Annotated in this window: 12 protein-coding genes; 4 read left to right on the top strand and 8 right to left on the bottom strand. The window is 73.7% G+C overall.

Features of this window, described 5'->3' with window-relative positions:
- Window positions 1–18 precede the first annotated feature (18 nt).
- Together FS641_RS16350 and FS641_RS16355 are read left to right on the top strand one after the other, a co-directional pair.
- Window positions 19–1,218, top strand: a complete 1,200-nt coding sequence (locus tag FS641_RS16350; protein ID WP_144765760.1) for an acyltransferase — start codon at window positions 19–21, stop codon at window positions 1,216–1,218.
- Window positions 1,219–1,254: 36 nt separating this feature from the next.
- On the top strand, window positions 1,255–2,415 hold the full coding sequence (locus FS641_RS16355; RefSeq protein WP_260855888.1) for an NAD(P)/FAD-dependent oxidoreductase: 1,161 nt from the start codon (window positions 1,255–1,257) through the stop codon (window positions 2,413–2,415).
- A gap of 5 nt (window positions 2,416–2,420) precedes the next feature.
- Here FS641_RS16355 and FS641_RS16360 read toward each other — a convergent pair whose 3' ends face one another.
- From FS641_RS16360 to FS641_RS16370, 3 genes are read right to left on the bottom strand one after another with little or no spacing between them, the layout of a single operon-like run.
- Window positions 2,421–3,275: a UbiA family prenyltransferase gene (locus FS641_RS16360; RefSeq protein ID WP_144765762.1), complete on the bottom strand. Its 855-nt coding sequence runs from the start codon at window positions 3,273–3,275 to the stop codon at window positions 2,421–2,423.
- A 9-nt stretch (window positions 3,276–3,284) separates the two neighbouring features.
- Window positions 3,285–3,956: a CoA pyrophosphatase gene (locus FS641_RS16365; protein ID WP_144765764.1), complete on the bottom strand. Its 672-nt coding sequence runs from the start codon at window positions 3,954–3,956 to the stop codon at window positions 3,285–3,287.
- Between the two features lie 9 nt (window positions 3,957–3,965).
- Window positions 3,966–4,862 carry a DMT family transporter gene (locus FS641_RS16370; RefSeq protein ID WP_144765766.1) on the bottom strand — a complete coding sequence of 299 codons (897 nt, stop codon included), beginning with the start codon at window positions 4,860–4,862 and terminating at the stop codon, window positions 3,966–3,968.
- 70 nt (window positions 4,863–4,932) lie between these two features.
- Here FS641_RS16370 and FS641_RS16375 point away from each other — a divergent pair, with 70 nt between their 5' ends.
- Together FS641_RS16375 and FS641_RS16380 are read left to right on the top strand one after the other, a co-directional pair.
- Window positions 4,933–5,781 (top strand): LysR family transcriptional regulator, encoded by an 849-nt coding sequence (locus FS641_RS16375; RefSeq protein ID WP_144765768.1) that lies wholly within the window; start codon window positions 4,933–4,935, stop codon window positions 5,779–5,781.
- A gap of 34 nt (window positions 5,782–5,815) precedes the next feature.
- Complete coding sequence (locus FS641_RS16380) at window positions 5,816–6,625, top strand: fructosamine kinase family protein (protein ID WP_186317808.1); 810 nt, start codon at window positions 5,816–5,818, stop codon at window positions 6,623–6,625.
- A 227-nt stretch (window positions 6,626–6,852) separates the two neighbouring features.
- Here the strand turns inward: FS641_RS16380 and FS641_RS16385 are convergent, their stop codons facing one another.
- The 5 genes from FS641_RS16385 to mvk are packed head-to-tail and all read right to left on the bottom strand — an operon-like array spanning window position 6,853 to window position 12,158.
- Window positions 6,853–8,016, bottom strand: coding sequence for a hydroxymethylglutaryl-CoA synthase (locus tag FS641_RS16385; RefSeq protein ID WP_144765772.1), 1,164 nt, complete (start codon window positions 8,014–8,016; stop codon window positions 6,853–6,855).
- On the bottom strand, window positions 8,013–9,104 hold the full coding sequence (locus tag FS641_RS16390) for a hydroxymethylglutaryl-CoA reductase (protein ID WP_260855889.1): 1,092 nt from the start codon (window positions 9,102–9,104) through the stop codon (window positions 8,013–8,015). Before FS641_RS16390 ends, FS641_RS16385 begins: the two co-directional genes overlap by 4 nt.
- Window positions 9,101–10,180 carry a phosphomevalonate kinase gene (locus FS641_RS16395; protein ID WP_144765774.1) on the bottom strand — a complete coding sequence of 360 codons (1,080 nt, stop codon included), beginning with the start codon at window positions 10,178–10,180 and terminating at the stop codon, window positions 9,101–9,103. The genes FS641_RS16390 and FS641_RS16395 overlap by 4 nt, the downstream gene beginning before the upstream one ends.
- Window positions 10,177–11,184, bottom strand: coding sequence for a diphosphomevalonate decarboxylase (gene mvaD, locus FS641_RS16400; protein ID WP_144765776.1), 1,008 nt, complete (start codon window positions 11,182–11,184; stop codon window positions 10,177–10,179). The genes FS641_RS16395 and mvaD overlap by 4 nt, the downstream gene beginning before the upstream one ends.
- Window positions 11,181–12,158 (bottom strand): mevalonate kinase, encoded by a 978-nt coding sequence (gene mvk, locus FS641_RS16405; protein WP_144765778.1) that lies wholly within the window; start codon window positions 12,156–12,158, stop codon window positions 11,181–11,183. The genes mvaD and mvk overlap by 4 nt, the downstream gene beginning before the upstream one ends.
- Window positions 12,159–12,200: the final 42 nt, after the last annotated feature.

Below are 12,200 nucleotides of genomic sequence, written 5' to 3' on the forward strand. Positions count from 1 at the left end.
GGGGACCGAGGAGGCGATGTGTCGACCACCACGCTCGAGCGGAGCACCACCGCCGCGCCCGCACGACCCGACGACCGCCGGACGTCGGACCCGGGCGGTGCGCTCGCCCACCGGGCTGCCGCGCTGGACGGCCTCCGCACGGTCGCGATCCTGATCGTGATGCTCTACCACCTGCACGTGCCCGGCTTCGGGGGCGGCTTCATCGGCGTCACGGTCTTCTTCGTGCTCTCGGGCTTCCTGATCACCACGCTGCTCCTCGGCGAGCGCCGCCGCACCGGACGCATCCGGCTCGGTGCCTTCTGGCTGAAGCGGATGCTGCGGCTGTACCCGGCGCTGGTCGTGCTCGTCGCCGTCGGCGTGGCACTCTGGTCGTGGGTCGGCGACTACAAGGGCGCCTCGTACTCCGCCGGCGAGGCCGCCGCGATCGCCCTGACCTACACGGGCAACCTCTTCCGGGCGTTCTGGAACACGACACAGGGGGTGTTCGCCCACACCTGGAGCCTGTCGATGGAGGAGCAGTTCTACCTGGTGTGGCCGGTCGTCCTCGTCGCGCTGCTCGCCCTGCGTGCCCGCCGTCGCGTCCTCGTGACGGGGCTCGGAGCCGTCATCGCCGGCGGCGCGACGGCGTCGTGGCTGAGCTACCGGGCCCCTGGCGGCGGCTCGACACCGGACGTGTACTTCTCGCCCGTGCTCGGAGTCGTCCCGCTGGCCACCGGGTGCCTGCTCGCGCTGCTGCTCGACGACGAGCGCGTCCGGGTGTGGGCCCGGGGGCTCGCCGGGCACCTCGGCACCTGGGTCGGCATCGCGCTGCTCGCCGGTGTGCTGTCCTGGATCGACGACGACTGGACGCAGCACGCGTGGACCTTCGGCCTGCTCCTGCCGGCGACGGGCGCGGTGTCGGCCGTGCTCATCGGCGGTCTCGTGTCGGTCAGGAGCCCGCTGTCGGTCGCCCTCTCCTGGACGCCGATCGCCTGGTTCGGCCGGCGGGTCTCCTACTCGGCGTACCTCTGGCACCCGCTCGTCATCGCCCTGCTCGGGACCGTCGCCGCGAGCGCGTTCGGCGCGTTCGACCGGATCTGGCTGCTGGGTGGCGCCGTCCTGGTCGCCGTCGGTGCGGCCTACGCCGTCGAGGTACCGGTGGAGCGGCTCCGCCGCCGGTTCCGGGAGGCTCGGCGCCTGCTGGCAGCGGAGCGGTCCGTCACGCAGACGCGCGGCTGAACACGCGGACACCGGCCGCTCCGTAGGCTCGGGTCCGTGACCCCCCAGCGAACCGGAGTCCTGGTGGCCGGCGGCGGTCCAGTCGGGCTGTTCCTCGGCGCGCTCCTGGCGCACGCGGGTGTCGACGTGCAGGTCTGGGAGGCGCGGTCCACGGCGCCCGCGGGCTCGCGGGCGATCGGCATCCACCCGCCGTCGCTCGACGCGTTCGCCCTGATCGGAGCCGCACAACCGGTGCTCGACGAGGCCTGCCTGGTGCGGACCGGCGTCGCCCGGAGTCGTGGGCGCACGCTCGGCACCCTGTCGTTCGCACACGCCTCGGCCACGCATCCGTACGTCGCCACCCTCGACCAGCACCGCACCGAGGCGATCCTCCGCGAACGGCTCGCCGCCGCAGCCCCGGAAGCGCTCCGCACGGGCACGCGGCTGACCACACTGACCCGGCACGACGACCACGTCGACGTGACCGGCACCGGACCCGACGGTCCGGTCGCACTCCGCGCAGCGTTCGTCGTGGGGGCGGACGGCGCCAGGAGCACGGTGCGAGGTCTCCTGGGGATCGCCACGACCGGTCGCGAGTACCCGGACCGGTACGTGATGGGCGACTTCGCCGACCCGGAGCCGGACGCAGCACGGAGTGCTGCCCTGGTCGACATCGGGCCGGCGGGCGTCGTCGAGTCCTTCCCGCTGCCCGGGTCGCGTCGCCGGTACGTCGTGCTCACCGGTCGGGGTGCGGCTTCGACCGACGAGGCCCGTGCCGAGACCCTCGCCAGCACCGTCCTGGAACGGACGGGCGTCCGGGTGGACGCCGACACCTGTTCGATGCTCACCCGCTTCCGGGTCCGCCGCACGGAGCCAGAACGGATCGGGGTGGGACGTGCGGTCCTGATCGGCGACGCCGCGCACGAGATCAGCCCCATCGGCGGTCAGGGCATGAACCTCGGGTGGCTCGACGCCGCCGCCCTCGCTCCGCTGCTGGCCGAGGCGCTACGGACCGGCGCAGCGGGGCCGTGGCCCGCGTACGCCGCGCGCCGCCAGGCGGTCGCACGGCGGGCCGCCCGCCAGGCGGAGGCGAACATGGCACTCGGACGACCGATCTCGGGCCCGGCGGCGCTGGCACGCGGGGTGCTGCTGCGGACGGCCCTCGGCCTCCCGTCGGCACGGCTGCTCGCCGACGTCTACGCGATGCGGTGGTCCTGAGCGGTTCAGGCCACGAGTCGTGCGCCCGCGAAGCCGAGCTCCACGACGAGCACCAGTGACGCGACGATCACCAGGCGGAAGAGCGTCCGCGTGGGCGGCCCGGTCAGCACGAGCCGGATCCCGACCGCGGCGAGGACGACCACGACCAGCGCGCCGAGGACCGCGAGCACGACCCCGGCGCCGCGCACGGGGTCGTCACCGGCGAGCTGCCCGACGAGCACCAGTCCGGCGGCCACGACCAGCGACGCGAAGGCGAGCACCCCGGCAGCGTGCAGCCCGAGACGGTGCGGGAACCCCCTGACCCCCGTCGCCGCGTCGTCCACCAGGTCGGGCAGCACGTTCGTGCAGTGGATCGCGACGCCGAACACCGCCCCCGTCGCGATCGCCCACGGCGCCGGGGACTCCGCCGCGGGGCCCGCCGCGACGGCCACGACGGGGAGCAACCCGAACGCGACGACGAACGGGACGACCGACCAGACCGACCGCTTCAGGCCGGCGTCGTACGCCCAGCCGGCACCGACGAGCACGAGGTGCGCGACCGCCGCGACGGGGCCGAGGAACACCGAGAGCACCACGGCGACGCCGGCCGTGACGAACGCCGCGGTCCGGACGGTCGACACGGCGATCAGTCCCTGCGCGACGGGCTTGTCGGACCGCCCGACGCTGCGGTCCCGGTCGGCGTCGATCCAGTCGTTGGCCAGGCCGATCGACAGCTGCCCGGCGACGACGGCCGCGGCGACGAGGACGACGAGCCACACCGGGTGACCGACGGCGCTCGCGATGACCGCGGCGAGCACCGTGACGGTGAGCGTCGGGCCCGGGTGCGACGAGGCCAGGAGCAACCGCACCGTGGAGGTCATGTGGTCAGCCTAGATGTGCGGGAGCGGGACGACCCGGGCACGGTCCCACGGCTGGGTCCACCCCAGCCGGTCGAACAGCCCGTCGAGCAGCATCGCCGTGAAGCCCCACACCACCTGGACACCGGCAGCGGTGTCGACGGTGAACGCCGGACCACGCCACTCCTGCCCCTCGCGGCGGATCACCGTGACGCCACGGTGGGCGGGGTCGAGCAGGTCCGCGACCGGCACCCGGAACACCGCGGCGCTCTCGGCGACGTCGACCACGCGCACCGGCGAGGGGTCCCGCCACCAGCCGAGCACCGGCGTGACGAGGTGCCGCGAGAAGTCGAGGGGCTGCGCGGGCAGCGTACCGAGGACCTCGACACCGGACGGGTCGAGGCCGGTCTCCTCCTGCGCCTCGCGCAGGGCGGCTCCGACGGCGTCGCGGTCCCCCGGGTCGACGCGGCCGCCGGGGAACGCGACCTGGCCCGGGTGTGCCCGGAGCGTGTCCGCACGGGCGAGCAGCAGCACGTCGAGGTCGCGGGACACGACCGAGTCCTCTGCCAGGTTGTCGCTCGGCTCGCCGTCGAGCACGCCGAAGAGGATCAGGACGGCGGCGCGGCGGAACGCGGACGCGTCCGCTGCGGGCGGTGCGGGGACGGTCTGGCGAGCGACCTCGACGAGTTCGGTCCGGGCGCTCACCCTGCCAGCCTAGGCGAGCACCGGGCGCCGCCACCGGACCAGCCCGGACGCCATCGCGATCCCGAGCAGGATGACCACCCCTCCGACCGGCTCGTTCCACCGCACCCGCTCCCCCAGCACGAGGACGCCGAGCACCACCCCGACCACGGGCGTCAGGTACGTGACGGTCGACGCGCGTGCCGCGCCCCACGCCTGCACGAGCCCGGTGTTCCAGGCGTAGGCCAGCCCCGTGCCGACGCAACCGAGCGCGACCATCGCGGCCACGATCCTCCAGTCCAGGTGCATCGGCGCGAGCGCCGTGACGGGCGCGACCAGCAGCATGACCCCGGCACCGAGCGTGAGCTGGACCGTCGTGAGCGTGACCGCGTCGTGCCCGCTGCCCGCGACGAACCGCCGCATGTAGGACAGCCCGAAGCCGTAGCACGCCGTCATGCCGAGCAGGGCGAGCTGCGCGGGGACCGTCGACACGAGCGCCGGGTCACCGATGAGGTCCCACGGCCCGACGAGCACGAGCACGCCGACGATCCCGAGCAGGACCCCCGCGAGCTGCCGACCACGGAGCCGCTCGGCCGGCAGGAGCAGCGGCATCGCGAGCAGCACCATGATCGGCGTGGTCGCGTTGACGATGCTCGCGAGACCACTCGGCACCGTCTGCTCCGCCCATGCCACGAGCGACGACGGCACGGCGTTGAGGAAGACGGCGACGACCAGCAGGTGGCCCCAGAGCCGGGGCGAGCGCGGCCAGCGCCGACGGGTGACGAGCAGGACGACCACGAGCGTCGCCGCACCGAGCAGCACCCGTCCGAGCGCGACCTGCTGCGGGGAGAGCCCCTCGAGTCCGATCTTCATGAACAGGAAGCTCGAGCCCCAGGTCAGGGCGACGAGCAGGTACAGGATGCCGTTCATGCCGCTAGTGTCGAGCCAGCCGCGGTCATGCGGCAAACACATCCGGTTCATGCCGGCATGAAGGAAGCACATGAACATCACCGTCGCGCAGCTCCGCGCCCTCGTCGCGACCACCGATCGCGGGTCGTTCACGCTCGCCGCCGCCGCGCTCGGGGTCGGCCAGTCCGCCGTCTCGCACGCCGTCGCGGGGCTCGAGCGCGAGGTCGGCGGTGCGGTCCTCCGCCGGGGCGGCGTCGTGTCGCCGACACCGCTCGGCGAGCGTCTGCTCGGGCACGCCCGCAGCGTGCTCGCCTCCGTCGACGCACTGGAGGCCGTGGTGCGGCCCGGCACGGCGCGCGGCACCGTGCGCCTCGCGGCCGTCCCCACCGTGTGCCAGGGCCTCCTGCCGCGGCTCCGGGAGCTGTGGGCGGTCACGCTGCCGGACGTCGACGTGCAGGTCTACGAGGGCGACGACGACGAGATGCCCGAGTGGCTCGAAGCGGGCACGGTCGACGCCGCCGTCCTCGTCGACCCGGTGTCGGTGCCCGACGGCGGCGTCGTCGTGGCGCGGGACGAGATGGCCGCCGTGATCCGGCGGGACCACCCGCTCGCCGACCTGCCGGCGCTGACCCTCGACGACCTGCACGAGGACGGCCTGGTCGCCGGGGGTGGTGGCTGCGAGCACCAGGTCCAGCGGATGCACGAGCTCGCGGGGCAGCCGTTCCGCTACGCCCACCGCGTCCGCGAGATGAGCACGATGTTCGGGATGATCCAGCGCGGCGAGGGGGTGTCGGTCGTGCCGACGCTCGGCCGGGTGATGCTGCCGGACGACCTCGTGATGGTCCCGACCGAGCCACGACTCGAGCGGACGCTCGTGCTGAGCGGCCCGACCTCCCGGCCGTGGCACCCGCTGGTGAAGGCCCTCGTCGACGCGGTCTGACCTCGCGGTGAGGGTCGGTGGGCAGGATGGAGCGATGCCCGAGACCCACGTGAAGACCTTCGCCTCCCCCGAGGAGGCGGCAGCCGAAGCCGCCGGCCTGGCGTGGCTCGCGACCGCGGAGGACGCCGGCGGCACGCGGATCGCCCGGGTGCTCGGACGCCCCCGCCCGACCGTGCTCGACCTGGAACGGATCTCCGACGGGTCCCCGTCCCGTGCCCAGGCGGAGCGCTTCGGTCGCTCACTCGCCCACACGCACGCCGCCGGCGCACCGCACTGGGGTGCGCCGCCGCCCGGCTTCCCGTCCGGTCCGCTGCGGATGGGCCGCTCCCGGACGCCGTTCACGTCCGCGGCCGACGCCCCGACGTCGTGGGGTGCGTTCTTCGCCGAGTACCGCATCCGGGACCTCGTCCGGCGGATCGTCGACCGGGGCGGCTTCGACGCGGCACAGGCCGCCGTGTTCGAACGGGTCGCCGCCCGGGTGGAGGACGGCACGCTGGGCTCCCCGCAGCCCGCGCTCGTCGGGGACCGACCGGCGATGCTGCACGGCGACCTCTGGGCCGGGAACGTCCTCTGGCCGACGGACGCGACCGAACCGACCGGCGCGGTGCTCATCGACCCGATCGCCCACGGCGGCCACGCGGAGACCGACCTGGCGCTGCTCGGCCTGTTCGGCCTCCCCCGGCTCGAGACCGTGCTCGCCGCGTACGACGCGGAGTCACGCCTGGCGGCCGGGTGGCAGGAGCGCATCGCACTGCACCAGCTCGCGCCGTTGCTCCTGCACGTGTTCCTGTTCGGCGGCTCCTACGCCGAAGGTGCGCTCAGCGCGGCCCGACGCTACGTCTGAGGAGGGGTGGGTCGCCGTCCCGGTCTCGGAACCCGAATCCTCGAGCGGGACGGCGACCCTGACCACTCGAAGCCTCCGGGGAGCCCCCTGATCCGAGTCTCCCCCGTCGGCGCAGCACCCTGAGCCAGCGTCGACGGGAACGACGAGCGGTCACCTGCACCGTACTGGGGAACGGCTGCGCACGGAAGCGGCCCGCCGGGAGGCGCACCGGACGACCGTGGATCGGCTCACGCCGAGGGGCTGGTCGCCTCGTAGTGCCGTGCACCGCCGACGACGCCGGCGAACCGGAAGGGCGCCCCGGTGACGCGCGGACGGTCGGTGTCCGCACTCGTCGCGGCGCCCGCGGCGTGCAGCGCCCGGTACTCGGCGACGGTCAGCGGGACCCGCGCATCGAGCGCGGACCGGACCGAACCGGTGCGGCGGTGCTCGCGGTAGTCCGGACGGACGACCCCGGTCACGAGCTCGCCGACGCTCCCCGACCCGTAGCTGAACATGCCGATGCGCTGGCCGCCGAGCTCGTCGTCGAGGTCGAGCATCGCGGCGAGGGCGATCCAGATCGACGCCGTGTACGTGTTGCCGACCTGGCGGTTGTACGTGAAGCCCGTGGTCAGTTCGGACTCGTCGAAGGGTGCGCCGACGTGCTGGGTGAGCTTGCGGTGGGCCTTGAGCGCCATCTTCGTGAACGGCTGGTGGTGCACGAAGCGGTGGATGTCCGTGAACGCCGGGCCGCCCCGCGCCGCGAGGTCGTCCCAGGCGCCGATGAAGGCGTCGATGTAGGCGCTGACCGACAGGCGCCCGTCGACGAGGGCGGTGGAGCGGTCGTTCGGACGCCAGAAGTCGTCGACGTCGGCGGTGAAGAGGCCGGCGACGGGTTCGATCTCGATGAGGTCGGGATCGCCGGCGACGAGCATCGCCACGGCACCGGCACCCTGCGTGGGCTCGGCGGCCGTGTCGACGTCGTAGCGGGCCACGTCGGCGGCGATGACGAGCACGCGCTCGTTCGGGTCCCGCGCGACGATGCCGAGTGCGAGCTGGAGCGCCGCGGTGCCGCCGTAGCAGGCCTGCTTCAGCTCGACGACGCGGACGGCCTGCGGCAGGCCGAGCAGCCCGTGCACGAACACCCCGGCGGCCTTCGACTGGTCGATGCCGGACTCGGTCGCGAAGAGCACGGTGCGGATGCCGTCCGTGCCGTGGCGGTCCACGACCTGCTTCGCGGCCGCGGCACCCATCGTGACGATGTCCTCGTCCGGCGCGGGCACGCTGAACGCGTCCTGGCCGATGCCGACGTGGTACTTGGCCGGGTCCACGCCGAGCTGCGCCGCGAGGTCGTCGAGCTCCAGCACGTGGTGCCCGGTCGCGATCGCGATGTCGTGGATGCCGATGGCGGTCATGCCGTGTCTCCGTTCCGGGCGGGGCGTCGTTCCATCGCGACGTGGGCCGCCATGAGCTCCCCGGGGTTGGTCTGCGCGGCGAGCAGGGAGAGCTCACCGCAGAGGACGGTCGCGGCGCACAGGCCGGCGAGTCGTCGGGCGTTCGCGCCGGGTTCGCGGTCCTCGCGGCACCCGAGGCGCACCAGGGCGTCCTCGACGACGGGCAGGTCGTTGCCCTTGCCGTTGCCGACCGTGCCGACGATGAGGTGGGGCAGCGAACACGAGAAGTACAGGTCGTCGCCGCGGGCCTCGGCGAACGTGATGCCCTGGGAGCCCTCGACGATGTTCGCGGCGTCCTGCCCCGTCGCCAGGTAGAACCCGAGGAGCATGTTCGCGTAGTGGGCGTTCGCGGAGCGCAGGGCCCCGGCGATGGTCGACCCGACGAGGTTCTTCGCCGTGTTGAGCTCGACGATCCGCTCGGTCGAGGACTTGAGGAACCGCTCGACGACCTCGCCGGGCAGGACGATCTCGGCGATCGTGTTCCGGCCGCGGCCGCGGATGCCGTTCACCGCCGTCGCCTTCTTGTCCGAGCAGAAGTTGCCGGAGATCGACACGTAGGACAGCTCCGGGTGCCAGCCGAGGATCGTCGGCAGCAGGGTGTCCGCCGCCTGCGTGACCATGTTGTGCCCGGAGGCGTCGCCCGTGGTGAACGCGAACCGCAGGAACAGCAGGTCCCCGACGATCTCCGGGTGCACCTCGATGAGCTTGGCGAAGCGGCTCTGTCCGGCCACGACGGCCTCGAGCTCGGCCTGGCGGGAGAGGATCTGGCCGGCGGCGATGTGCGCGGCGGCGGCACTCGTGGCACGGACCACGACCGACCGGGTCATCCGCTCGTCGACGACGGTCGCGACGATGCCGCCCTCGACCATGCGGGAGATGCGGGCACCACGGCCGACGGACGGCCACAGCGGCGACTCGTAGGTGGCGAGGGGCACCGCGTGCTCGCCCTCGACCGCGTTGCCGCTCACCCGGAGCGGCCCCACCCACCGGGTCGGGATCGGCGTCTGGGTGATCGTCTTGTCGACCGAGGTCATCGGTGTTCCGCTCATTCGACGGGGCCTTCCGGGGGTTGCACGGCGATGGTGAGGTGCCGGATGTCGTGCGCCTCCCACTCGCGGAGGATGCCGGCGGTGTCGCTCGTGGCGGGGACCAGGGCGATGCCGCAGTCGCCGCCGCCGGCCCCGGACGGCTTGGCCGCCCCGCCGGCGCGTTCGACCACGTCGCATAGGGTCGTGAGGCGCTCGGTCTCGATGCTCGACCCGACGGAGTCACCGAGGCGCTGCATCAGGCCGCGGGCGCGACGGAGCGCGTCGAGGGTCCGCTCGGCGTCACCGTCGACGAGGCCGGCGGTGAGGTCGTCGACGGCTGCGCGGCTGTCGTCGAGGAACGCCGCGTACCCGCCGTTGCGGTGCCGACGGACGACGCCGACGAGCTTCGTGGTGGACGCCGGCGAACCGGTCCACCCGACGAGCAGGCGGAGGTGCTCCGGCGCCGGGAGGCGCTGCACGTCGAAGCCCTGCCAGGCGTCGGCGTCGTGCAGGACGTCCGCGACGCTGCGGTGGTCGAGCTGGGCGGCGAGACGCTCCCGGTCGGGGGCGCTGTAGCGGAGCCACCCGCCGAAGGTGCTCGCGGCGAGGTCGCCGCCGGACGCGCGGGGGTTGACCCGGATCGTGGCGAGGAGGGCGACCTGGAAGCGCTGGCGCTGGGAGAGCCCGAGCCCGTAGAAGCGGTCGAGCGCGCCGACGGTGGCGACGGTCACCGCGGCGGAGGAGCCGAGCCCGAACTTCCGCCCGCTGGCGTCGTCGAGCTGGCTGGAGATGCGGAGGTCGTGGAACCGCGGCTCGATGCCGAGTTCGGCACGGAGCTTCTCGACCAGGTCGATCGTCGCCATGACGTAGTCGTACGGGTGGTGCTCGCGGTCGAGGGCCAGGCCGTCCTCGGCGCGGGTCCACGTCAACGGCAGGTGCCCGTACTCCTCGGAGTGCACGCTGCCGGCGCCGTGTCCCTCGGACACCCGGGCCGTGATGGCGCGGTCGAGTGCGATGAGGACGGAGGGCTGCCCCGGTTCGACGACGGCGTACTCCCCGGCGACGAACAGCTTGCCGTGGGCGCGGAACTCGATCACTCGGCGGACTCCTTCTGGTCGGGGTGCTGGTGCTCCCCCGTCCCTTCGGAGCGGACGACCCGCGCGGCGGGTCCGGTGCCGGACTCGATCACGTCGCCGAACCCGGACAGCGCGGTGGCGACGGCGCCGCGGTCCTCCGGCCTCGTGAGGACGACGACGTTCGGGCCGGCGTCGGCCGTGGCGTACGCCTCGGTGCCGGCGGCGCGCAGTGCGGCGACGGCGTCGAACACGGCGACGCTGCGGGCGTTCAGGTAGCGGATCGGGGGGAAGGACCCCTCGATGGTGGCGTGCATGCGGAGCGCGTTGCTCTCCGTGAGCTCGCCGACGCGGGTGAAGTCCCCCGCGGCGCAGGCCGCGAGCATGTCCTCGACGGTCTCGGTCGTGCTCGTCACCCACGCGGGGTAGAACGGCGACGTGGCGATCGTCTGGCGCATCGCCTCGCGCGAGCCGATCGCCTTCGGTCCGGCGTCGATCGTGACCACGACCATCGCCATCGCCGGAGCCGGGATCGTCTCGGCGTAGGAGCCCTGGTCGTCGCCGGCGTGCCAGACCGACACCCCGCCGGGGATCGACCGCGTGGCGGACCCGGAGCCGCGCCGTGCGAGCCGGGACAGGTCACGCTCGGACAGGTCGAGCCCGTAGGCGGCGGCCGCTGCCGTCGCGAGCGCCGCGAACCCGGAGGCGCTCGAGGCCAGCCCGGCCCCGGTCGGCACCTCGTTCGTCGACTCGACGAGTGCGCGCGCCGTGCTGCCGGCGAGTTCGCGGACGAGGTCGAGGAACCGCTGCACGCGGATCAGCGCACCCGCCTCGGCGACGTGCCCGTTCAGGACCAGCGCATCCCGGGCCTCCTGGCCGTCGACGAGGGTGACGGTGGTGGTCGTCGGGAAGACGTCGAGGCCCATCGAGACGCTGCCCGTCGCGGGCAGCGCGAGGTCGGCGTCCGCCTTGCCCCAGTACTTCACGAGCGCGATGTTGGGGTGCGCGACGGCGGTGGCAGTGCTCAAGCGCGGTCTCCGATCCGAGTGGTCCAGGTGGCGGCGGCACCGGCGCCGCGGAGTGCGACCGCGATGCGGTCGGCGTGCTCGCCGTCCGCGGCGAGCACGAGGACGCAGCCGCCGCGCCCACCGCCGGTGAGCTTCGCGCCGAGGGCGTCCGCAGCACGTGCGGCACCGACGAGCCGGTCGAGGTCAGCACTCGACACGTCGAGGGTGGTGAGCAGTTCGTGCGCGGCGTTCATGATGACACCGAGTGCCTGTGCATCGCCATCCCGGAGTGTCCCCCGGGCCCGTCGCGACAGCTCGCCGATCCGGTCGACCACGGCGTCGACGGCTTCCGGGGCACGGTCGTGGCGGTCGCGGACGGCGGCGACGGCCTCGCGGGTGTGACCAGGGACGCCCGTGTCGGCGATCACGAAGACGAACTCGCCGGTGACCTCGACCGACGCGACGTGCCCGTCCTCGAACCAGACCGGAACGTCCGCGACGACGCCCCGCGCGTCGAGGCCGGACGGGCGGCCGTGGGCGACGCGCTCGCACTCCTGGATGAGCTCGTGGTGCGTCTCGGCGTCGAGCGTGACACCGAGTGCGTCGGCCACCGCCGCGGTGACGGCGGCGGCGACCGCGGCGCTCGAGCCCATCCCCCTGGCGGTCGGCACGTCGCTCTCCACACGGACGTGGAGGTCCAGCCCGGTGACGCCGAGGTGTCGCAGCGTGGCGGTGACCGCGGTGACGGTCGGCAGCACGGCGGCCGGGGCGAGGTCGAGCGGCCCGGTGTGCACGGCGGACTCGAGGCGGTGGCCGGACCCGTCGGTGACCGGGGTGACCGTCGCGGTGACCAGCACGTCGTTGGCCGGCAGCACGAGCGCGGGTGCACCGTAGACCACGGCGTGCTCTCCGATCAGGATCGTCTTGCCGTGGGAGGACGAAGACCCGACTCGAGGCGTCGGAGTCCGTGCTGTGGCTGGGTGGTTGCTGGTCATCGTTGGTGTGGTCAGCCTAACCGGCGTTCCGGTCCCCCGGCT

The organism is Curtobacterium sp. 9128 (genome assembly GCF_007673775.1).
In the GTDB taxonomy this organism is placed as follows: Bacteria; Actinomycetota; Actinomycetes; order Actinomycetales; family Microbacteriaceae; genus Curtobacterium.